Origin of the sequence: Pseudomonas sp. DR 5-09, from assembly GCF_001655595.1 — a bacterium.
Classification (GTDB): domain Bacteria; phylum Pseudomonadota; class Gammaproteobacteria; order Pseudomonadales; family Pseudomonadaceae; genus Aquipseudomonas; species Aquipseudomonas pharyngis.
This window is the reverse complement of record NZ_CP011566.1, coordinates 1,424,888-1,446,209: the sequence shown is the minus strand read 5'-3', so window position 1 is coordinate 1,446,209 and position 21,322 is coordinate 1,424,888. Positions and strand designations below refer to the sequence as shown.

Annotated in this window: 19 protein-coding genes; 7 read left to right on the top strand and 12 right to left on the bottom strand. The window is 61.3% G+C overall.

Features of this window, described 5'->3' with window-relative positions; all coding sequences use genetic code 11:
* Positions 1–3 precede the first annotated feature (3 nt).
* From PDR5_RS06475 to pcaR, 8 genes are all read right to left on the bottom strand, one after another.
* Positions 4–1,299, bottom strand: coding sequence for an MFS family transporter (locus tag PDR5_RS06475; protein ID WP_039771430.1), 1,296 nt, complete (start codon positions 1,297–1,299; stop codon positions 4–6).
* Positions 1,300–1,490: 191 nt separating this feature from the next.
* Entirely contained in the window at positions 1,491–2,057 is a 567-nt protein-coding gene (pcaG, locus tag PDR5_RS06470) for a protocatechuate 3,4-dioxygenase subunit alpha (RefSeq protein ID WP_064593979.1), read from the bottom strand.
* 1 nt (position 2,058) lies between these two features.
* Positions 2,059–2,763: a protocatechuate 3,4-dioxygenase subunit beta gene (gene pcaH, locus PDR5_RS06465; protein WP_011332820.1), complete on the bottom strand. Its 705-nt coding sequence runs from the start codon at positions 2,761–2,763 to the stop codon at positions 2,059–2,061.
* A 36-nt stretch (positions 2,764–2,799) separates the two neighbouring features.
* Positions 2,800–4,005, bottom strand: a complete 1,206-nt coding sequence (gene pcaF / locus PDR5_RS06460; protein ID WP_172829472.1) for a 3-oxoadipyl-CoA thiolase — start codon at positions 4,003–4,005, stop codon at positions 2,800–2,802.
* Positions 4,002–4,781 carry a CoA-transferase subunit beta gene (locus PDR5_RS06455; protein WP_064593975.1) on the bottom strand — a complete coding sequence of 260 codons (780 nt, stop codon included), beginning with the start codon at positions 4,779–4,781 and terminating at the stop codon, positions 4,002–4,004. Before PDR5_RS06455 ends, pcaF begins: the two co-directional genes overlap by 4 nt.
* Positions 4,781–5,638, bottom strand: coding sequence for a CoA transferase subunit A (locus PDR5_RS06450; RefSeq protein WP_003222404.1), 858 nt, complete (start codon positions 5,636–5,638; stop codon positions 4,781–4,783). Before PDR5_RS06450 ends, PDR5_RS06455 begins: the two co-directional genes overlap by 1 nt.
* Before the next feature lie 306 nt (positions 5,639–5,944).
* Positions 5,945–7,291 (bottom strand): MFS transporter, encoded by a 1,347-nt coding sequence (locus tag PDR5_RS06445; protein WP_011332817.1) that lies wholly within the window; start codon positions 7,289–7,291, stop codon positions 5,945–5,947.
* Between the two features lie 295 nt (positions 7,292–7,586).
* Entirely contained in the window at positions 7,587–8,429 is an 843-nt protein-coding gene (gene pcaR, locus PDR5_RS06440) for a pca regulon transcriptional regulator PcaR (protein ID WP_007917109.1), read from the bottom strand.
* 641 nt (positions 8,430–9,070) lie between these two features.
* On the opposite strand from pcaR, the gene PDR5_RS06435 reads away from it, so the two are divergent.
* Complete coding sequence (locus tag PDR5_RS06435; RefSeq protein WP_007957826.1) at positions 9,071–9,271, top strand: hypothetical protein; 201 nt, start codon at positions 9,071–9,073, stop codon at positions 9,269–9,271.
* A gap of 376 nt (positions 9,272–9,647) precedes the next feature.
* Positions 9,648–11,123, top strand: coding sequence for an inorganic phosphate transporter (locus tag PDR5_RS06430; protein ID WP_011332813.1), 1,476 nt, complete (start codon positions 9,648–9,650; stop codon positions 11,121–11,123).
* A 644-nt stretch (positions 11,124–11,767) separates the two neighbouring features.
* Here the strand turns inward: PDR5_RS06430 and ccoM are convergent.
* Both ccoM and PDR5_RS29805 read right to left on the bottom strand, forming a co-directional pair.
* Positions 11,768–11,884: a cytochrome c oxidase subunit CcoM gene (gene ccoM / locus PDR5_RS30325; RefSeq protein WP_007959205.1), complete on the bottom strand. Its 117-nt coding sequence runs from the start codon at positions 11,882–11,884 to the stop codon at positions 11,768–11,770.
* 145 nt (positions 11,885–12,029) lie between these two features.
* Positions 12,030–12,191, bottom strand: coding sequence for a hypothetical protein (locus PDR5_RS29805; RefSeq protein ID WP_007959203.1), 162 nt, complete (start codon positions 12,189–12,191; stop codon positions 12,030–12,032).
* 185 nt (positions 12,192–12,376) lie between these two features.
* Between PDR5_RS29805 and PDR5_RS06425 the strand changes: the two genes are divergently transcribed.
* The 3 genes from PDR5_RS06425 to PDR5_RS06415 all read left to right on the top strand — a co-directional run bounded on the left by PDR5_RS06425 (position 12,377) and on the right by PDR5_RS06415 (position 15,010).
* Positions 12,377–13,243 (top strand): LysR substrate-binding domain-containing protein, encoded by an 867-nt coding sequence (locus tag PDR5_RS06425; protein WP_064593974.1) that lies wholly within the window; start codon positions 12,377–12,379, stop codon positions 13,241–13,243.
* An 88-nt stretch (positions 13,244–13,331) separates the two neighbouring features.
* Positions 13,332–13,802, top strand: a complete 471-nt coding sequence (locus PDR5_RS06420; RefSeq protein WP_064593972.1) for a RidA family protein — start codon at positions 13,332–13,334, stop codon at positions 13,800–13,802.
* Positions 13,799–15,010 carry an aminotransferase class V-fold PLP-dependent enzyme gene (locus tag PDR5_RS06415; RefSeq protein ID WP_064593970.1) on the top strand — a complete coding sequence of 404 codons (1,212 nt, stop codon included), beginning with the start codon at positions 13,799–13,801 and terminating at the stop codon, positions 15,008–15,010. The genes PDR5_RS06420 and PDR5_RS06415 overlap by 4 nt, the downstream gene beginning before the upstream one ends.
* Here PDR5_RS06415 and PDR5_RS06410 read toward each other — a convergent pair.
* Positions 14,980–15,321 carry a hypothetical protein gene (locus PDR5_RS06410; RefSeq protein WP_007959194.1) on the bottom strand — a complete coding sequence of 114 codons (342 nt, stop codon included), beginning with the start codon at positions 15,319–15,321 and terminating at the stop codon, positions 14,980–14,982. The two genes, PDR5_RS06415 and PDR5_RS06410, sit on opposite strands and share 31 nt — an antisense overlap.
* 239 nt (positions 15,322–15,560) lie before the next feature.
* On the opposite strand from PDR5_RS06410, the gene rapA reads away from it, so the two are divergent.
* Positions 15,561–18,407 carry an RNA polymerase-associated protein RapA gene (gene rapA / locus PDR5_RS06405; protein ID WP_039771405.1) on the top strand — a complete coding sequence of 949 codons (2,847 nt, stop codon included), beginning with the start codon at positions 15,561–15,563 and terminating at the stop codon, positions 18,405–18,407.
* 312 nt (positions 18,408–18,719) lie between these two features.
* The gene (locus PDR5_RS06400) at positions 18,720–19,682 is read left to right on the top strand and encodes an IS110 family transposase (protein ID WP_064592530.1); all 963 of its coding nucleotides are present in this window, start codon (positions 18,720–18,722) and stop codon (positions 19,680–19,682) included.
* 76 nt (positions 19,683–19,758) lie between these two features.
* On the opposite strand, the gene PDR5_RS06395 is transcribed toward PDR5_RS06400, so the two are convergent.
* Positions 19,759–21,108 (bottom strand): spinster family MFS transporter, encoded by a 1,350-nt coding sequence (locus tag PDR5_RS06395; protein WP_064593968.1) that lies wholly within the window; start codon positions 21,106–21,108, stop codon positions 19,759–19,761.
* Positions 21,109–21,322: the final 214 nt, after the last annotated feature.

The following is a 21,322-nucleotide window of genomic DNA, read 5'->3' as shown; positions in this document are numbered from 1 at the left end:
GGTTTAAAGGTCGTGGTGCAAATACTTCGCTTCTTTGGGCAGGCGCAGGCTGAACAGGAACGCCACGGCCATCATGATCGTGACATACCAGTAGAACGCGTTTTCCATGCCGCCAGCCTTGAGGCTCAGGGCCACGTATTCTGCCGAACCACCAAAGATCGCATTCGCTACCGCGTAGGCCAGGCCGACGCCGAGGGCGCGGACTTCCGGCGGGAACATCTCGGCTTTCACCAGACCGCTGATCGAGGTGTAGAAACTGACGATCGCCAGCGCCACGGTGATCAGCACGAAAGCCAGGAACGGGCTGCCGACACTTTTCAGGCTGAGCAGGATCGGCACCGTGAACAACGTGCCGAGGCCACCGAACCAGAGCATCGAGTTACGCCGGCCGATCTTGTCGGCGAGCATGCCGAACAGCGGCTGCATGCACATGTACAGGAACAGCGCGCCGGTCATGATGTAGCTGGCGGTCTTGGCGTGCATGCCGGCGGTGTTCACCAGGTACTTCTGCATGTACGTGGTGAAAGTGTAGAAAATCAGCGAGCCGCCGGCGGTATAGCCGAGCACGGTGATGAACGCAGCCTTGTGATCGCGGAACAGTGCGCGGATGCTGCCGGCGTCCTTGTTCTCGCGCATTTCCTTGCTGGTGGTTTCTTTCAGCGAACGGCGCAGGAACAGCGAAATCAGCGCGGCGGCCGCACCGACCACGAACGGAATCCGCCAGCCGTAGGCACGCAACTCCTCTTCGGAAAGGAACTGTTGCAGGATCACCACCAGCAGCACCGCCAGCAGTTGCCCGCCGATCAGGGTCACGTACTGGAACGAGGCGAAGAACCCGCGCTGGCCCTTGAGCGCGACTTCGCTCATGTAGGTCGCGGTGGTGCCGTATTCACCGCCCACCGACAGACCTTGCAGCAGACGCGCGAACAACAGCAGCAGCGGCGCCCAGACGCCGATGTCTTTATAGGTCGGCAGACAGGCGATCAACAACGAACCGAAGCACATCATCAGGATCGAGATCAGCATCGAGTTCTTGCGCCCGTGCTTGTCCGCGACCCGGCCGAAGATCCAGCCGCCGATCGGTCGCATCAGGAACCCGGCGGCGAATACGCCTGCCGTGTTGACCAGTTGCACCGTGGGGTTGTCGGAGGGGAAAAACGCCGGGGCGAAATAGATCGCGCAGAAGGCGTAGACGTAGAAGTCGAACCATTCGACGAGGTTGCCGGACGACGCGCCGACAATGGCAAAGATGCGCTTGCTGCGCTCTTCACCGGTGTAATGGGAGGTGAGGGTTGTCATTGTTTTTCACTCGATAGGGACAGTGAGAGTCTAGACACACTTTGCAACAGCCCCGTTCCACAGACACTCTGCGCCGCAAATCTCTGTGGGAGCGGGCTTGCTCGCGAAGGCGTTGGATCAGCCAACATCACTGTCGACTGACACACCCTCTTCGCGAGCAAGCCCGCTCCCACAGGGGATGTGTAATGACTTTAGTAATCGAAGAACACGGTTTCCGCATCAGTGCCCTGCAGAATCACATTCCACTGATAGACACCCGCCGCGTCCGGCTTCGCCAGCAACGTGGTGCGGCGCTCCGCCGGTACGCATTCGAGCAACGGATCATTGACGTTCGCCGGATCGCCTTCGAAGTAAATACGCGTCAGCAAGTGCTTCACCAGACCGCGCGCAAACACCAGCACCACCAGGTGCGGCGCCTGGGTCGAGCCCTTCAGGCCTTCAACCGTGCCCGGCTTGATTGTGGTGAAACGAAAGCGCCCTTCCGCATCCACCGGCACCCGGCCGAAGCCTTCGAAATTCGGATCGAGCGGCTTGGCCTGCTCGTCTTCCGGGTGGTCATATTTGCCGGCGGCGTTGGCCTGCCAGACTTCGAGCATGGCGTCGTTGACGACATCGCCGTTGCCGTCCACCACTTGCCCGGTGATCGCCACGCGCTGGCCGAGGGTCAGTTCGTTGGCGAGGTTTTCACGGTTCAGCCAGGTCAGGCCGATGTGGTAATACGGCCCGACGGTGTGGGACGTGGTCGCAGTCAGGGTCATCTCATTTCTCCATCGGCGTGGCTTCGCGGCCGCGCAGCACAATGTCCCAGCGATAAGCGAGGGCGTAGGACGGAATGGTTTTTTCCAGATCGAAAGCGGCGATCAGGCGTTCCTTGGCCGAGGTGTCCGGCACGCAGTTGTAGATCGGGTCGTAGGCCAGCAGCGGGTCGCCCGGGAAATACATTTGCGTGACCAGGCGCGTCAGGATGCTCGGCCCGAACAGCGAGAAATGCACATGGGCCGGACGCCAGGCATTGTGGTGGTTGCCCCACGGATAGGCGCCGGGCTTGATGGTCTGGAACTGATACCAGCCGTCGGCGTCGGTCACGGTGCGGCCGGTGCCGGTGAAATTCGGGTCCAGCGGCGCGTCGTGCAGGTCACGGGCATGGTTGTAGCGACCGGCGGCGTTGGCCTGCCAGATCTCCACCAGAATTCCCGGGACCGGCAGACCGTCTTCGTCGAGCACACGCCCGTGAATGATGATCCGCTCACCGAGGGGTTCACCCTGATGCTGGGCGGTCAAATCGTTGTCGGTATCGGCCACACGCTCGGCACCGATGGTCGGCCCGGTGATTTCCGACAGCGAATGCGGCAGAAACACCAATGGCTTGGACGGCGAGCGCAGATTGGTGGATTGATAGGTCGGGTGCAGGTACGGCGGCTGGGTGCCTTCCTGCGGGCGGCGGTAACCAGGCTTGTCAGTCATTTCGCTTTCCTCTGTTCTTTTTCGTCACGGCTTGCGTCAGACGCGTTCGATGGCCAGGGCCAGACCCTGGCCGACACCGACGCACATGGTCGCCAGACCTTTCTTGCCACCAGTCTTTTCCAGCTGATGCAGCGCAGTCAGCACCAGCCGCGCGCCGCTCATGCCCAACGGGTGGCCCAAGGCAATCGCGCCACCGTTCGGGTTGACCTGGGCCGCGTCGTCCGCCAGTCCCAGTTCACGCAGCACCGCCAGACCCTGGCTGGCGAAGGCTTCGTTGAGTTCGATCACATCGAAATCGCTGACCGCAACGCCGAGGCGTTCGGTGAGTTTGCGCACCGCCGGCACCGGGCCGATGCCCATCACCCGTGGCGCAACCCCGGCGCTGGCCATGCCCAGCACTTTGGCGCGGGCAGTCAAACCGTGTTTTTTCACCGCTTCCGCCGAGGCCAGAATCAGCGCGGCGGCACCGTCGTTGACGCCCGAAGCGTTGCCGGCGGTGACGGTCTTGTCCGGGCCGTTGACCGGTTTCAGTTTGCTCAGCGCTTCAAGCGTGGTGTCGGCGCGGGGGTGTTCGTCCTGGCTGACCACGGTTTCGCCCTTCTTGTGGGCGATCCGCACTTCAACGATTTCCTCGGCGAAGTAGCCGGCAGCCTGGGCAGCGGCCGTACGTTGCTGACTGCGCAGGGCGAAAGCGTCCTGATCCTCGCGGGAAACTTCGTAGTCGTCGGCGACGTTGTCGGCGGTCTGCGGCATCGCGTCAACGCCATACTGGGCCTTCATCAACGGGTTGATGAAACGCCAGCCGATGGTGGTGTCCTCCAGCTTCATGTTGCGCGAGAACGCCGCATCAGCCTTGCCCATCACGAACGGTGCGCGGGACATCGACTCGACGCCGCCGGCAATCGCCAGCTCCATTTCACCGCTGGCAATGGCGCGGAACGCGGTGCCGATGGCATCCATGCCCGACGCGCAGAGGCGATTGAGGGTGACGCCCGGAACGCTGTCCGGCAGACCCGCCAGCAACAACGCCATGCGCGCCACGTTACGGTTGTCTTCGCCGGCCTGGTTGGCGCAGCCGAGGAATACTTCGTCGATGGCGCTCCAGTCCACCGACGGATTGCGTTCCATCAGGGCCTTGATCGGCACGGCGGCCAGGTCGTCGGCGCGAACAGCCGACAGACCACCACCGAAACGACCGATGGGGGTACGAATCGCATCGCAGATATAAACGTCGCGCATCATGCTTCTCCCGGTGCCTGGCCGTGGGCCGCTGCGGTGCGGGCTTCGAGATCGCGCAGAGCGGTCAGCTCGACTTCGGTCGGTTCGGCGGTGGTGTCAACGTTGTCGGCAAAACGGATTGCCCAACCGGTGGCAGCGATCACTTGCTCGCGGGTCACTCCCGGGTGCAGTGCGGTAACCACGAATTCATGGGTGCCCTCTTCCGGCTCCATGATGCACAGGTCGGTAATGATCCCGACCGGACCGGCGCCCGGCAGGCCCAGACGTTTGCGCGAATCGCCGCCCTCGCCATGGCCGACCGAGGTGATGAAATCGAGCTTGTCGACAAACGAACGCACCGACTGTTTAAGGATGATCAGCACGCTTTTCGCGGAGCCGGCGATCTCCGGCGCACCACCGGCACCCGGCAGGCGTACTTTCGGCTGGTGATAGTCGCCGACCACGGTGGTGTTGATGTTACCGAAACGGTCGACCTGGGCTGCGCCGAGGAAACCGACGTCGATGCGTCCGCCCTGCAGCCAGTAGCGAAAAATCTCACCGGTCGGCACGACAGTGTCAGCGGTTTCTGCCAGTTCGCCGTCACCGATCGACAGTGGCAATACGCTGGGTTTGGCGCCAATCGGACCGGATTCGTAGATCAACACCACGTCCGGCGACGAGGTCAGGCGCGCCAGGTTGGCGGCTTTCGACGGCAGGCCGATGCCGACGAAGCACACCGAGCCGTTCTTCAGGCGACGGGCTGCGGCGACGGTCATCATTTCATTGGTGGTGTAAGTCATTACTTGGCCTCCGAAGCAGCGGCCAACTTGGCCTGGAACTCGCTGAAGTCAGCGCAGCCATGGATGTATTCGTTGATCCACGCGGTAAACGTCTCACGGTCGCGGGCGATCGGATCCCACGCCTGATAGAAGCGGTTGTCACGCTCGGTGTAACCGTGGGCGTAGGACGGATGCGCGCCACCGGGTACATGGCAGACCGCGCTCAAGGCCCAGGTCGGCAGCACGCAGGCGTTCATCGGGGCGTTGAGGTTGTCGACGATCTCTTCGACGGTGACGATGCAACGCTTGGCGGCCAGTGCGGCTTCTTTCTGCACACCGAGAATGCCCCACAGCAGCACGTTGCCCTGACGGTCGGCTTTCTGGGCGTGGATCACGGTCACGTCCGGACGCACCGACGGCACCGCCGCCAGCACTTCGCCGGTGAACGGGCAAGTCACGGATTTGATCAGCGGGTTGACCTTCGGCAGGTCGGAACCGGCGTAGGCCCGCAACACCGCGAACGGCAGGCCGGAGGCGCCGGCGACGTAGGCATTGGCCAGGTCGGCGTGGCTGTGTTCTTCGATTTCCAGCGCGTGCGGCCATTGCTTCTCGACCGCGTCGCGCAGACGGTGCAGCGAACCCACGCCAGGGTTGCCGCCCCAGGAGAAGATCAGCTTGCGTGCACAGCCGGCGCCGATCAGTTGGTCGTAGATCAGGTCAGGCGTCATCCGCACCAGGGTCAGATCTTTCTTGCCCTGACGAATGATTTCATGACCCGCCGCCGTAGGGATCAGGTGAGTGAAGCCTTCGAGCGCGACGGTATCGCCGTCGTTGACGAATTGCTTCACCGCGTCGTGCAGCGAAAGGATCTCAGCCATGGAGCGGGCTCCCGTTTTTGTAATGAATCGCCAGTGAATAAAAAGGCGCGAGGTTCTGCGCCGGAGTCACTGAAGATTAAGCCGCTGATTTTCACCAAACAATCCGATAATCGACTGAGTGTTCGTTTATCGAACAGATTGTTATCTGCCTAATGATCACTCCCGCACTGCGTGCGGAAGTGACACTGATCGTTCCCACGCTCTGCGTGGGAACGCAGCCCGGGACGCTCCGCGTCCCTTCCGGAGCCGAGCGCGGAGCATTCTCTGCGGCCGGCTCGACGTGCGAACACGTCCTCGCAATGAAACTCAGGTCGCGTCCGCGTGACTGACCAGACCCTTGATCACCACCGCTGCGGTGGCCAGGCCCGCCGGAATCACCAGCGCCGTCAACACTTGCTCGAAATTCCAGCCCAGGCCCAACAGGGTTGCGCCCATCCACGCTCCGAGAATCGCGCCGAAGCGGCCGATCCCGAGCATCCACGACACACCGGTCGCCCGGCCCTGCGTCGGATAAAACCGCGCTGCCAGCGACGGCATCGCCGATTGCGCGCCGTTGACGCACATGCCCGCCACCAGCACCAGCGTCGCCAGCAGCGTGATGTTGCCCAGGCTCTGCCCGACCGCGTAGGCAAACACCCCGGCCAACAGGTAGAAAATGCCGATGACCTTGTGCGGATTGAAGCGGTCCATCGCCCAGCCTACGCCCACCGCGCTCAACACTCCGCCGAACTGGAACAGCGCGCCGATAAACGCCGCCTGTTCCATGCTCGCGCCGCTGTCACGCATCAGGGTCGGCAGCCAACTGGTCAGCAGGTACACGATCACCAGACCCATGAAGTAGGTCAGCCACAGCAGCAACGTGCCGACGCTGTAGGTGCCGGAAAAAATCACCGCAAACACGTTGCGCGCTTTCACGGTTTTCTGTTCCGGCACGCTGAAACTCGCGGCCTGAGCAACGATGGCAGGATCAATGGGTGCGAGGGTCTTGCGCACCTTGTCGGTGCCACGATTGCGCACCACCAGATAACGCGCCGATTCCGGCAGCCAGAGCAGCAGCACCACGGTGAGGATCAGCGGCAGGATCCCGCCGATCAGCAACAGGCTGTGCCAGCCGAATGCCGGGATCAACTTGGCCGAAATAAACCCGCCACCGGCCATGCCCAGGTTGAAGCCGCAGAACATGCTGGTCACCAACAGGGACTTCTTGCGCTCCGGGGTGTATTCCGACAGCAGCGTGGTGGCGTTCGGCATCCCGGCGCCCAGTCCCAGACCAGTGAGGAAACGCAGCACCAGCAACTGATCGACATTGGTGGCGTAGGCCGACGCCAGGCTGAAAGCACCGAACAGAAAAACCGCGCCGACCAGTACGACTTTTCGCCCGAAGCGGTCAGCCAGCGGCCCGGAGCCCAGCGCACCGAAGACCATTCCGATCAGCGCGGCACTCATCACCGGGCCGAGGCTGGCGCGGTCGATGCCCCAGTCCTGGGACAGGGCCGGCGCGATAAAACCCATGGCCGCGGTGTCGAGGCCATCGAGGAACACAATCAGGAAACACAGGATCACGACGCGCCACTGATAGCGCGAGATCGGTTGGGCATTGATGAAGGACTGCACGTCGAGGCAGTGACCTACAGCGGACTGAGGCTGGTTCATTATTTTTATTCCACGCAAGAAAACGCAGTCGAACGGCGGCCGGCCAGAGAGCGGCACGGTCACAACTATATAAGGAAGAAATCAGGCGTTGCGCTAATACCGGCAACAGGAACGGGAGCGGCGACAGTCGGGGAACGTGCGCATGGGAAGTTGCCTCTTGTCATTATTATGGGAGTCGACGATCCGGCGGGCTCATTCACATTCGTGCCGGATGACGCTGCCGCGACATTAATGATCCGGGGGTTTTAGCGTCAATTCGATAAACGCAACTCTGTGCGTTTATCGAACAGCTTCATCAGGCAAACAATTGCGCACTGAGGTCGCGACTGGCGCTCAACAGGCCCGGCAGAAAGCGCTGCTCGAGCTCGGTACGACTGACCCGACCGGCGTGGGTGCTGACATTGAGCGCGGCCACCACCTGGCCGGACGCGTCGTACACCGGCACGGCAATCGAACGCAGACCTTGTTCCAGTTCCTGATCGACGATGCACCAGCCCTGCTGCCGGACTTCCTGCAGACATTCGAGCAAGGCGTCGGGGGTGTGAATCGTGCGGCTGGTCTTGGCCACCAGTTCGGCGTGGTCGAGATATTCGCGCAGCGAGGTGTCGTCCAGCGCCGCCAGCAGGATTCGCCCCATCGACGTGCAGTACGCCGGCAAACGCCCGCCCACCGACAGGTCCACCGAAATCAGACGCTGGGTGGTGGCCGAACGGGCAATGTAGAGAATGTCGTCGCCTTCCAGCGTGGCCATGTTGCAGGCCTCGTGCAGTTGCTCGCTCATGCGGTCGAGGTACGGCTGGGCCGAGACCGCCAGCGGCGTCGACGACAGATAGGCGTGACCGAGGGTCAGCACTTTCGGCAGAAGCGAATAAGTGCGCCCATCGGTGGTGGCGTAGCCGAGCTTGATCAGTGTGTGCAGGCAACGGCGCACAGCGGCGCGGGGAATTTCCGTGCGGTGGCTGATCTGGGCGATGGTCAGGTGGCGCTTGCGCTCCTGAAACGCCTGCACCACCGCCAGGCCACGGGCCAGGGAGGTCATGAAATCCGGATCACCGGTCAGGGCCTGGATACGCTTGGCCGGCGAAGCGACGATCGGCGGCGCTACCGAGGTGAAGGAATTGCGCATTTGATCGTTCATGTCAGGTCCTTTTTTTCTTGTTCGGATCAACGGCTATACAAGCGGCTCGTCGGCAGATACACAAGCGACACACCGCCAACACCGGGCGATTATCGAACCGTCGACCGATAATCGCAATCGCCCTCACCTCCTCGTTTGGGTTGTGCGCAACAGATTTGAACTTGGAACGCCGGTGCGGTTTAAGCGCCTTAGTTGTCCGACTAAATGGCGCCAGAAATCAAACACTGCGCAACGGCGATGCAACTATTGATGAAAGTTGCACCTCACAAAACAATCACACATCCGGAACCGTTTTTAACTTGGCAAAGATAGTCAATCCCGATTCGGCCGCTATAATGCACCTCAGTGACACCGCGCTTTTATTTGCCGACGGTGCCACCCGCTGGCGCGATGTCCATCGCTGCCGGCCCCGGCCAGCGCCTGACGCTCATTACTCATGCACCGCCAGCGCGCTCGCTGAAACAGGAAACTGATGCTGCGTCAGTTTTAATCTGGTGCCGTAGCCGCCTGCAACATGGAAGTCTTGACCGTCTTCCCGACAACACCGCTGCCTTTACAGGCAAGTCCTTGTTGGCGATTCGGTTAAATGATTCGTGCAGTGCGTTCACCAGACATTTTTCTCAACTCATACAGGTAGCACTGTGACGAAAGACGAACTGCGCGCGGAACTTGAGCGCCAGGAACAACGTTACAAGGAAGTTTACGGCGGGGAAGTCACCACCTACGCCGCCCAGCCCGAACCGGAACGCAAAGCCTGGCGTAAACGCCCTACCGTTCAGGATCAGGTCTTCCAGCAAGAACTGAAAAAAATGGAAGAGGAACTCAAAGCCGAAGAGCCTTGACGCCGTCCTTTGCATCTTTCGAGGGTAAGCGTACTCACCGGGTTACAAGCACGGTGGGCTGACGATGCCTTGCGCGCCCGCTACCCGCGGGCAGCGGCCAACTCCCCCTGTATTGCACAGGCTGGGAGCATGTCAGACGCGTTTCTCAGATATTTCATACAAGCTTCAGCCCCCTCCCGACAACCGGCCAATCCGCCGACTCATCGCATTTTTCCCAATAAAATCAAAGGCTTGAAAATCCCTGCAAAAAGCTTGGGTAATGCCCCCTGATACAAATTAATTCGTTGAAGAATGTTACCGATGAGCAGGTAGGGGATCGATTTCCAGTCTTTTCTGGCATAATCGCGCCCCCTTATGACCGGGTCAGAAAACCTTCATGATCGATTTATTCAGCGGACTGGATGCCTGGGTGCTTGTGAGCCTCCTGCTCGCCCTGACATTTGTCCTCGCCTTCGAGTTCATCAATGGATTTCATGACACCGCTAACGCGGTAGCCACTGTTATCTACACCAAAGCGATGCCGCCTCACTTGGCGGTGTTCTTCTCGGGCGTGTTCAACTTCCTCGGCGTACTGCTGGGCGGCGTTGGCGTGGCGTATGCCATCGTGCACCTGCTGCCGGTAGAACTGTTGATCAACGTGAACACCGGCCATGGTCTGGCAATGGTGTTCTCGCTGCTCGCCGCCGCGATCGCCTGGAACCTCGGCACCTGGTACTTCGGTATCCCGGCCTCCAGTTCGCACACCCTGATCGGTTCGATCCTCGGTGTCGGCCTGGCCAACGCCCTGATCAACGAAATTCCACTGGCTGACGGCGTCAACTGGCAGAAAGCGATCGATATCGGCGCCTCGCTGGTGTTCTCGCCAATGGCCGGCTTCCTGATCGCCGCGCTGGTGCTGATCGGCTTGAAGTGGTGGCGTCCGCTGTCGAAGATGCACAAGACGCCGGAACAGCGCCGCAAGATCGACGACAAGAAGCACCCACCGTTCTGGAATCGCCTGGTCCTGGTGATCTCGGCCATGGCCGTGAGCTTCGTGCACGGTTCCAACGACGGCCAGAAAGGCATCGGCCTGATCATGCTGGTACTGATCGGTATCGTGCCTGCGCAGTTCGTACTCGACCTGAACAGCACCACCTACCAGATCGAACGTACCCGCGACGCGACCCTGCACCTGAGCCAGTTCTACAAGCGCAACGCCGACACTCTGGGTGAATTCCTGGCGCTGGGCAAAAGCGTGGAAGGCGACCTGCCGGAGAAATTCCGTTGCAACCCGCAACAGACCGAACCGACCATCGCCGCCCTGCTCGACACCCTCAAAGGTGTAGCCGACTACCACTCGCTGTCCGCGGAAAGCCGCATCGAAGTGCGTCGTTACCTGCTCTGCCTGGACGACACTGCGAAGAAAGTCAGCAAACTGCCAGGCCTCGCCGCTCGTGAAAAAGCCGACCTGGACAAACTGCGCAAAGACCTGACCACCACCACCGAATACGCCCCGTTCTGGGTCATTCTGGCGGTAGCGCTGGCCCTGGGCCTGGGCACCATGGTCGGCTGGAAACGCGTGGTACTGACCATCGGCGAGAAGATCGGCAAGCAAGGCATGACCTACTCGCAAGGCATGTCGGCCCAGATCACCACCGCCAGCCTGATCGGCATGGCCAACATCTTCAGCCTGCCGGTGTCCACCACCCACGTCCTCTCCTCGGGCGTGGCCGGCACCATGGTCGCCAACAAAAGCGGCCTGCAAGGCGGCACGGTGAAAACCATCCTGCTGGCCTGGGTCCTGACCCTACCGGCCACCGTGGCCCTGTCGGCCGGCCTGTTCTGGCTGGCGTCGAAGGCGCTGGGTAGCTGATAGATCGCTGGAATGAAAAAGGCGTGATTCGAGAGGATCACGCCTTTTTTGTTGGTCGCGGTAAAGAGGCGCTGAAGATCAAGAACGCCCTCACCCTAACCCTCTCCCGGAGGGAGAGGGCACTGACCGAGTTGTTTGGGAGAGGTACGCCGACGTGAGATACCGAGGTGAACTCAGGTCTTAAAAGCAAACATCTCAAGCCTGCCTTTGGCTTTGGCTTTCCACCACTCAATACGATGAGCGTTAGCTCGAGTACCGCTCTTGACCTGCCGGCCCCATCGGAAGGCTGAGTGGAGGGATTTATCCGGGGGTGGGAGCGCAGCGACCGTGCGGCGAAGCCGCATGCATCGAGAGGAGGTGCAGCGAAGCAAACCGTAGGCGATGCCCCCGGATGAATCCCGGAACGAAGGAACACCGAGCCAAAGCGAGGTGCCGAACGCCGGGGCCAAGCCTTTTGCTTACTTTTTGGCGTTTGAAAAAGTGAGCCGCCGTAAGGGCGGAACCATAGGAAGCCGTTACCAAAAAAACGGATATTCACCCAAAACGGACCACAACTTGGTCGGCCCAAAGGCCGCCAAGACACAAAAAAAAAGGGCAACCGAAGTTGCCCAAAATGCCTTGCGTGCTCATCAAACCCGGAAGAATCAAGGCTTCTTGCGCTTGTTCGCATCCTTCCAGATAAAAAATCCAAACCCTGCAAAAAACAGAACCATCAGCCCCACAGTCAGGACCCCGGCAAACACCACGTTATCGAAAAACATGACTGGCCTCCTGGCCCCTGCTTTGCTGCGATGGAACTAAGTTAACCAATCAGGCAGGCGCAGGAATTGACCGGGATCAATGCCGGTCACAGAGAGGAGGAAAGGAAGGGAAATAACTGACCTGCATCAACGGATGCAGGGGAGATCAACGCTTTTTCGGTTTGTTTTTCGGCTTTTTCTTCGGTTTACCCAACGGCATGGCCTGCTCGAAAGCCTGGCGCACTTCATTCAGGCGCTTCTCGTTGAGGTCATGAACCCGCTTGGCGCGTTCGGTGTTGAGGTCGATCAGCTTGTCGTCTTGGCTCATGGCGTTCGGTGCATCGCTTGGACTGAATCACAACTGCCGCTTCAACGGCAGGACTGCGCCAATAATGCGGCCTGGCGCGAACGCTGACCAGCCACTCGCCTGAACCCTCTACAACATTTCATGTACCGCCCACCGGATTTGCTTGCACAATCGGCGCCTCGCCCTGAACCCGAAGGATCTGCGCCGTGCCCCTGCATCAGGACCTGCCACCGCTGATGGCCTTGCGTGCCTTTGAGGCCGTGGCCCGTCATTTGAGTTTCATAAAGGCTGCCGATGAGCTGTCGGTGACCCAAAGCGCGATCAGCCATCAGGTGCACAAACTCGAAGAATTCCTCGATCAGCGACTGTTCGTCCGTCGTACCCGGTCGATCGATCTGACACCCGCCGGCGAACAGTATTACCGGCAAATCCAGCCGGCCCTCGCCGCGATTGCCGTCGCCACCCACGACCTGCGCGGCGAGCGCCCCACCAACCTGCGCATCGGTCTGCTCGCCTCCTTCGCCACCTTGTGGCTGGCGCCGCGTCTGGCGGATTTCAACGCGAAATACCCGAACATCCACGTCGAACTGCTGCCCGCCGTACAACTGGCGGATGTCGACGCCGGCGAGGTGGATCTGGCGATCCGCTACGGCAAGGGCGGCTGGCCGAAAGTTCAGGCCCGCCGGTTCATGGGCGAGATCCTGACGCCGGTGTGCAGCCCGGCATTCAAGGCCAGGGGCGTGACCAACGGGCCGTTGCTGATGGCCAAGTCGTACCAGCCGTTCGAGTGGATTGACTGGCAGCAACACAGCGGCATCGATCTGGCTCATGTGCCCAGCGTCATGCTCCACGACTACAACATCGTCGTCGAAGCGGCCGTCGCCGGTCAGGGCATTGCCATGGGTCGCCAGCGAATGATCGAACGGCGGATCAAGGAAGGCGCGCTGGTACCGGCCTTCGACACCCCGCCGATGCTCGGCGAGATCGGTTATTGGCTGGTCACGCCGCAACGCCCGCCCACACCGGCGGCGCAGAGTTTCTGCGAGTGGCTGGAGGAAACCGCAAACGCATGAGTTTTTTGGATGCGTCGGATTAAATCTATCCGTTTGTCGCCCTTCGCTCGCACTAACATGCTGAAGCCCTCACTCAGGAGGACTTCCCATGACCGATTCCCTCAGCCAACGCGTACAACAACTCGGCCTGCGCCTGCCCGAGCCGAGCCAGCCGATCGCCAATTACGTCAACCATGTGGTCAGCCAGAACCAGTTGTTCATCTCCGGGCAGATTCCATTGCTCGACGGCAAACCTGCGTTCATCGGGCGACTGGGCGAAGCAATTTCCGACGAAGAAGGGGTTAACGCCGCTGAACTGGCTGCCTTGGGCCTGCTCGCCCAGTTGAGCCATGCGCTGGGCGATGACCTGTCGAAACTGGTGCGCATTCTGCGCCTCGGGGTTTTCGTGGCCGCCACGCCGGACTTCAAGGCTCAGGGCGTTGTCGCCAACGGCGCCTCGAATCTGCTGGTCAACGCCCTCGGCGACAAGGGCCGACACGTGCGCACCGCGGTCGGCGTGGCGAGCCTGCCGGCCGGCGTCGCGGTGGAAATCGACGCAATCTTCGAGCTCAAGCCGTGAACATCGACGACATCTTGCGTCTGCGCGCCGCCACGCCCGGCTGCGCTCAGGTGATCCACTTCAACCACGCCGGCGCTTCGCTGCCGAGTCAGGCGACCCTCGACGCGGTAATCGAACAGTTGCAACGCGAAGCGCTCGGCGGGCCGATGGAGGCGGCGGACAACCGGGTACAGGAACGCGCGCGCAATGCGGCCGCCGCCCTGCTCAACGCCCAGCCCGAAGACATCGCCTTCGCCAGCAGCGGCTCGGCGGCCTGGAGCCAGGCGTTCAACGCGCTGGGGCCGTGGCAGCCCGGCGAACGGATTCTGGTGGGTCGCCATGAATGGGCCGGCAATCTGGCGTGCATGGCCGAAGCGGTGAAGGCCGGCGCGCGGCTCGAAGTGATTCCTTGCGATGCCAAAGGTGCGGTCGATCCGCAAGCCCTGGCGCAGATGATCGACGGCCAGGTACGCCTGATCGCCCTGACCTGGCTGCCGGCCAACGGCGGTCTGATCAACCCCGCCGCGCAGATCGGCAATGTCGCTCGGCGCCACGGCATCCCTTATTTCATCGACGCCGGCCAGGCACTGGGACAGTTGCCCTGCGATGTTCAGGCCTTGCAGTGCGACGTGCTCAAGGGTGCCGGACGCAAGTTTCTGCGCGGGCCGCGCGGCACGGCGTTGATGTACATCCGGCCGCAATTCCTGCAACGGCTGCTCCCCGTGCAACGCGATGTACTGTCGGCGCCGTGGGACGGCAAGCGCTTTACCCTGCGTGACGACGCCCGCCGCTTTGAAACCAGCGAGGTATCGCTGGCCCTGCTGGCCGGTCTGGCCAATGCGCTGGAGGAGTACAACCGCCTCGGCGCGATCCCCGTCCGCCAACGCATCGAACAACTGAGCAGCGGATTGCGCCAACGCCTGAAGGCGATTCCCGGTCTGACACTGCGGAATCTCGGCGCGGCCAATCAACAATCCGGGCTGATCGCCTTCACGCTTGAGGGCTGGGACAGCGTGGCGCTGAAGCAGACGTTGGCCGGACGACGAATCAACATCGGCGCCAATGGCGTGTCCTACACGCCGCTGGACATGCAGGCGCGCGGGCTGACAAATATTGCGCGGGTGGCGGTGAGCTACTTGAACACACAAGAAGAAATCGACGTGTTGCTGGAAAACCTGACACAGCTGGCCGCCCGGCCTCAGATTTCGATATCGACCCAAAGCCCCTGACGCGGCTGATCTTCCATCAACGGCGCCACCGGCACAGTGTTGTCGGCGTTCAGTTCGGTGCCGGGCACTGCGAGGTGCGCTTCGGGGTCGTCGTCGGCTTCGCGGCGGCGGCGATCGCGTTCCTGCTGGCGGCGCTGCTCTTCGCGCAGCAGATAGCCGTCTTCTTCCGGGTCGCGCTTTTGCAGGTCGATGGTGCTTTCGTTGGAGCTTTCCTGCACCGGCACCACAGGGGGAATATCCGGTCGCTGGCGGATCGGATCCTGCTGGGAGGTGATCGGCACGGCGCTCAGGGGGAGCATCGGTGGCAGCATATGAAGGGTCTCCTGTCAGCAAGCTATCGGCTGGGGCGAGGTTGCCTTGAACCATCTGTCGCAAACTTGTGACCGGGTTGGCACTCACAGGTGCCCCGGCCCTGCGTAAAACTGACAGATGACCGCATCTGCCTTACTTGCAGCGTGCAGCCAAAAGCTCGTCACCGCTCCTTATCCTTTGGCCTCGGGCCCTCATTCCGTTAAGATAGCCCGCTTTTTCAAGGTGGGAGTCAGGCAGCATGGCGCAGCAGTATCAACCGGGGCAACGCTGGATCAGTGACAGCGAAGCAGAGCTTGGTTTAGGCACCGTTCTGGCACAGGACGGCCGCTTGTTGACCGTGCTTTACCCGGCCACTGGCGAGACTCGCCAGTACGCGCTACGGAATGCGCCCCTCACCCGCGTGCGGTTCTCGCCGGGCGATTCGATCACTCACTTCGAAGGCTGGAAGATGACCGTCCAGCAAGTCGACGACGTCGACGGCCTGATGGTCTACCACGGCCTCAACGCACAGAACGAAGCGGTCACCCTGCCGGAAACCCAACTATCGAACTTCATTCAGTTCCGTCTGGCCAGCGACCGTCTGTTCGCCGGGCAGATCGATCCGCTGGCGTGGTTCTCCCTGCGTTATCACACCCTGGAACACACCAGCCGCCAGTTGCAGTCTTCGCTCTGGGGCCTGGGCGGCGTGCGTGCACAACCGATCGCCCACCAGCTGCACATTGCCCGTGAAGTCGCCGACCGCATCGCGCCGCGCGTACTGCTGGCGGACGAAGTGGGTCTGGGCAAGACCATCGAAGCCGGCCTGGTGATCCATCGCCAGTTGCTGTCGGGCCGCGCCAACCGCGTGCTGATCCTGGTGCCGGAAAACCTCCAGCACCAATGGCTGGTGGAAATGCGCCGCCGCTTCAACCTGCAAGTCGCGCTGTTCGACGAAGAACGCTTCATCGAAAGCGATGCCACCAACCCGTTCGAAGACACCCAACTGGCCCTGGTGGCGCTGGAGTGGCTGGTCGACGATGAAAAGGCCCAGGACGCCCTGTTCGCTGCCGGTTGGGACCTGATGGTGGTCGACGAAGCCCACCACCTGGTGTGGCACGAAGAGAAAGTCAGCCCGGAATACTCGCTGGTTGAACAGCTGGCCGAAGTCATTCCCGGCGTGCTGCTGCTCACCGCCACCCCGGAACAACTCGGCCAGGACAGCCACTTCGCCCGTCTGCGCCTGCTCGACCCGAACCGTTTCCATGACCTGGCCGCCTTCCGCGCCGAGAGCGAAAACTATCGCCCGGTGGCCGAAGCCGTTCAGGAGCTGCTGGACAAGGGTCGCCTGTCGCCAGCCGCGCACAAGACCATCCACGGTTTCCTCGGCAATGAAGGCGAAGCCCTGCTCACCGCCGTCAACGATGGCGACACCGAAGCCAGCGCCCGCCTCGTGCGTGAACTGCTCGACCGCCACGGCACCGGCCGCGTGCTGTTCCGTAACACCCGCGCCGCCGTGCAGGGTTTCCCGGAGCGCAAACTGCACCCGTACCCGCTGCCATGCCCGGACGAATACCTCGAACTGCCCCTGGGCGAACACGCCGAGCTGTACCCGGAAGTCAGCTTCCAGGCCCAGCCGGACGCCAGCGAAGAAGAACGCTGGTGGAAATTCGACCCGCGCGTCGAGTGGCTGATCGACCAGCTGAAGATGCTCAAGCGCACCAAAGTGCTGGTGATCTGCGCCCACGCCGAAACCGCGATGGACCTGGAAGATGCCCTGCGCGTGCGCTCCGGCATCCCGGCCACGGTGTTCCACGAAGGCATGAACATCCTCGAGCGTGACCGTGCCGCCGCCTACTTCGCCGACGAAGAGTTCGGCGCACAAGTGCTGATCTGCTCGGAAATCGGCAGTGAAGGTCGCAACTTCCAGTTCGCCCACCACCTGGTGCTGTTCGATCTGCCGTCGCACCCGGACCTGCTGGAACAACGGATCGGTCGTCTCGACCGGATCGGCCAGAAGCACATCATCGAACTGCACGTGCCGTACCTGGAAACCAGCCCGCAAGAGCGCCTGTTCCAGTGGTATCACGAAGCACTGAACGCGTTCCTCAACACCTGCCCGACCGGCAACGCATTGCAGCATCAGTTCGGCTCGCGCCTGCTGCCGCTGCTCGAAGAGGCCGACGACGGCGAGTGGCAAGCGCTGATCGACGAGGCGCGCACCGAGCGCGAGCGCCTGGAAGCCGAGCTGCACACCGGTCGCGACCGCCTGCTGGAACTCAACTCCGGCGGCGCCGGCGAAGGTGAAGCGCTGGTCGAGGCCATCCTCGAACAGGACGACCAGTTCGCCCTGCCGATCTATATGGAAACCCTGTTCGACGCGTTCGGCATCGACAGCGAAGACCATTCGGAAAACGCCCTGATCCTCAAGCCGAGCGAGAAGATGCTCGACGCCAGTTTCCCGCTGGGCGACGACGAAGGCGTGACCATCACCTACGACCGCAACCAGGCGCTGTCACGCGAAGACATGCAGTTCATCACCTGGGAACACCCGATGGTGCAGGGCGGCATGGATCTGGTGCTGTCCGGTTCGATGGGCAACACCGCCGTCGCGCTGATCAAGAACAAGGCGCTCAAGCCGGGCACCGTGCTGCTGGAACTGCTCTACGTCAGCGAAGTGGTTGCCCCGCGTTCGCTGCAATTGGGCCGCTACCTGCCGCCGGCCGCCCTGCGCTGCCTGCTCGACGCCAACGGCAACGACCTGTCATCGCGCGTGGCGTTCGAGACCTTGAACGACCAACTGGAAAGCGTGCCGCGCGCCAGCGCCAACAAGTTCATCCAGGCCCAGCGCGATCAGCTGACGCCACGGATCAACGCCGGTGAAGACAAGGTCACCCCGCGCCACGCCGAGCGCGTCGCCGAGGCCCGCCGCCGTCTGGCAGCCGACACCGACGAAGAACTGGCACGCCTGACCGCGTTGCAGGCGGTCAACCCGACCGTGCGCGACAGCGAACTGGATGCCCTGCGCAAGCAGCGTGAACAAGGTCTGGCGATGCTCGACAAAGCGGCGCTGCGACTGGAAGCGATCCGGGTGCTGGTGGCGGGCTAAACCGCCCTGCTCCATCGCCAAAAAAAGAAAAGGCCCGCAGCGATGCGGGCCTTTTTGTTTGCCTGATATTTATCCTGCGCGGCTGATTGCCTCTTCGCGAGCAAGCCCGCTTGTATGTTTAGACTTGAAGGGGTGGGCGGGACTAAAAGCTCGATTCCGACTCTAGCCAGTACGGACCGTGGGAGACTTCTCGTCCCGCCCTTTCTACCTAAAGCGCCGATAAGGAATTCATCGGTAAAACCGACGATAGAGGCAAGCCAGCGCTACGGTAGACCCCGACAAGCTCTTAAACCCTAGCTCCGAGGATTCGTCATGACAATCCTTACCTCGCCAACGGTGATTGGTGTCGATGTGGCCAAAGCCGAAATCGTCGCTTATCGCGAAGATCTGAAAAACATTCAGGTCATCAACAACGACCGTACGTCTATAGGTCGTTGGCTGAAGACCCTGCCCGCACAAAGCTCGATTTCCCTGGAAGCCACTAATCTCTACCACCTGGATACGGCCGAACTGGCCCATGGTATGGGGCATCGGGTTTACGTCGTGGACCCTTACCGGGTGAGCCATTACCGCGAAAGCATCGGTCAGCGTGCAAAAACCGACCCTTGTGATGCACGTCTTCTGGCGCGTTATCTAACCAGTGAACAGCACCGGCTGCGGGTCTGGAGCCCACCACCACGGCACTACACGGTGTTGAAAAGTCTGCTTAACAAGCGTGCGCAGCTGATGAAGGCCCGAGTCAGTATCATGCTGAGCTGGTCAAACGAACCTCTCCTTGAAGATCTTTTGGCCCATGGGTTGGAGCATTTCAAACAGCTTGATCAGGCCATTCAGGAATTACTTCGCAAAGTCAGCCAAGAGGCCGGCATTAGCGAAAACATCAGACGCTGCAAAGCGATTGAAGGGATTGGTGAACTCACGGCAACGGGACTGGCAACTACGTACATGCGAGGTGAGTTCGCCAGCGCCGATGCGTTCATCGCCTTTCTGGGAATGGATTTGAAGGCAAAGGACTCAGGCAAGAAACACAGTCCTCGCCACTTGAGCAAAAAAGGTGACGGGGAATTACGGCGTCTTGCACACAATGCAGCTATGGCAGCTTGTCGGTCCCCTGTTTGGAAACCGTTCTATGAATCCTATCTGGCAAGAGGTCTAGCCAGAACCCAGGCCTTGGTCATCCTCGCCCGTAAGCTTTGCCGGGTGGCATTCGCCCTCATGAAAAATCAGAGCGAATACCAACCCAATTTAAGGTTGCAGGGTTCCCCTGCAACATAGAATCTCCCACAGTTGGCCGGTTTCCTTCAGGAGGAAATGCGGTCGAATGTGGGAGCGAGCCTGCTCGCGAAGGCGGTTATGCAGTCACCGCTGCAACCTCTGGCTCAACCACCGCCACCATCCCGTCCTTCATCCGCTTCGCATCCCGCACAAAACAGCGTGAGGCGAGGAACAGGAACACCATGGTCAGGAACAGCGCCACCGGAATCAGGTACATCGCATCATGCAGCCCGACGGCCTTGAACGCCTCGGTCATCTGCTCGGCGCCCGCCGAGGCCATCGCCGACTTGGCGAAGTGATCCGACAAACCACCAACCACCACCGGCCCCAGACCGCCCCCCAGCAAATACAACCCGGCAAAGAACAGCGCCATCGCCGTGGCCCGCAGGCGCGGTTCAACCACGTCCTGAATCGCCGTGTACACACAGGTGTAGAAGTTGTAGGCGAACAGCCAGCCCACACTGAACACCGCGACGAACACCCCGATCTCGATGCGCCCGGCATGCAGCGCCCACGCCGTGCACAGGGTCGAGATGATCAGGCTGAACGCGGCAAACAGCAGTCGCCCGTTAGCCACCCGCTGGTGAATCTTGTCGGCGATCCAGCCACCGAGGGTCAGGCCGATCAACCCGGTCACACCGACGATCACCCCGGTCGCCACCGCCGCGTCCTGCAACGGCATCAGGAAATAACGCTGGAGCATCGGCACCAGGAACGAGTTGCAGGCGTAGGTCGCGAAGTTGAAGCACAGCCCGGCCATCACCAGCCACAGGAAGGTTGGAACGGCGAGGACGCGGCGGATCGGCTTGTCGACTTTCTCTTGCGACACCTGCACGGTTTCCGCCGCACCGCGCTTGGGTTCCTTGATGAAGAACATGAACACCGCCAGCACCAGCCCCGGCACGGCGGCGATGAAGAACGGCGCGCGCCAGCTGTCGAACGCCTTGACCATCCAGCCGATGGTGAAGAAGGCCAGCAGCAATCCGAGCGGCAGGCCGAGCATGAAAATGCCCATTGCCCGGGCCCGGCGATGGGCCGGGAACAGATCGCCGATCAGCGAGTTGGCGGCGGGCGCGTAACTGGCTTCACCAATGCCGATGCCCATGCGCACCAGCAGGAAACTCCAGAAACTGCCGACCAGACCGTTGACCGCCGTCAGCGCGCTCCAGGTCGCCAGGCCCCAGCCCATCAGTTTGCTGCGCGAACCGGTGTCGGCCAGGCGGCCCAGTGGTAATCCGGCAATCGCGTAAACCAGAGTGAACGCGGTGCCGACGATCCCCAACTGAAAGTCGCTGAGGTGCCATTCCATGCGGATCGGTTCGATGATGATCGCCGGGATGGTGCGGTCGAAGAAGTTGAACAGGTTGGCAAGGAACAGCAGGAACAGAATGCGCCAGGCATTCGCCGCTTGGGTCGAGTTCTGCATGGGTCCGTCTCTTTATTGTTATTAGGGCTTCACTGCCAACGCATCGAGCCCGGAACCTGCAATCTAGTCACGCTCGTCGGGGCTGTCTGTGATCATTCGCAAGCCTGATGACGGGCCATGGCCGTGTAACGAAACGTAAGCCCTTGAAATGCTTCGAATCCCCCGAAAACCGGGGGTTTTGCAGAAAAATCCGGCAATGAAAAAATACTTTCAC

What these genes read in the sequence shown, in the direction of transcription:
- PDR5_RS06475 (WP_039771430.1), bottom strand. Translation starts at nt 1,299, where the DNA reads ATGACAACCCTCACCTCCCATTACACCGGTGAAGAGCGCAGCAAGCGC.
- pcaG (WP_064593979.1), bottom strand. Translation starts at nt 2,057, where the DNA reads ATGACCCTGACTGCGACCACGTCCCACACCGTCGGGCCGTATTACCAC.
- pcaH (WP_011332820.1), bottom strand. Translation starts at nt 2,763, where the DNA reads ATGACTGACAAGCCTGGTTACCGCCGCCCGCAGGAAGGCACCCAGCCG.
- pcaF (WP_172829472.1), bottom strand. Translation starts at nt 4,005, where the DNA reads ATGATGCGCGACGTTTATATCTGCGATGCGATTCGTACCCCCATCGGT.
- PDR5_RS06455 (WP_064593975.1), bottom strand. Translation starts at nt 4,781, where the DNA reads ATGACTTACACCACCAATGAAATGATGACCGTCGCCGCAGCCCGTCGC.
- PDR5_RS06450 (WP_003222404.1), bottom strand. Translation starts at nt 5,638, where the DNA reads ATGGCTGAGATCCTTTCGCTGCACGACGCGGTGAAGCAATTCGTCAAC.
- PDR5_RS06445 (WP_011332817.1), bottom strand. Translation starts at nt 7,291, where the DNA reads ATGAACCAGCCTCAGTCCGCTGTAGGTCACTGCCTCGACGTGCAGTCC.
- pcaR (WP_007917109.1), bottom strand. Translation starts at nt 8,429, where the DNA reads ATGAACGATCAAATGCGCAATTCCTTCACCTCGGTAGCGCCGCCGATC.
- PDR5_RS06430 (WP_011332813.1), top strand. Translation starts at nt 9,648, where the DNA reads ATGATCGATTTATTCAGCGGACTGGATGCCTGGGTGCTTGTGAGCCTC.
- ccoM (WP_007959205.1), bottom strand. Translation starts at nt 11,884, where the DNA reads ATGTTTTTCGATAACGTGGTGTTTGCCGGGGTCCTGACTGTGGGGCTG.
- PDR5_RS29805 (WP_007959203.1), bottom strand. Translation starts at nt 12,191, where the DNA reads ATGAGCCAAGACGACAAGCTGATCGACCTCAACACCGAACGCGCCAAG.
- PDR5_RS06420 (WP_064593972.1), top strand. Translation starts at nt 13,332, where the DNA reads ATGACCGATTCCCTCAGCCAACGCGTACAACAACTCGGCCTGCGCCTG.
- PDR5_RS06410 (WP_007959194.1), bottom strand. Translation starts at nt 15,321, where the DNA reads ATGCTGCCACCGATGCTCCCCCTGAGCGCCGTGCCGATCACCTCCCAG.
- rapA (WP_039771405.1), top strand. Translation starts at nt 15,561, where the DNA reads ATGGCGCAGCAGTATCAACCGGGGCAACGCTGGATCAGTGACAGCGAA.
- PDR5_RS06400 (WP_064592530.1), top strand. Translation starts at nt 18,720, where the DNA reads ATGACAATCCTTACCTCGCCAACGGTGATTGGTGTCGATGTGGCCAAA.
- PDR5_RS06395 (WP_064593968.1), bottom strand. Translation starts at nt 21,108, where the DNA reads ATGCAGAACTCGACCCAAGCGGCGAATGCCTGGCGCATTCTGTTCCTG.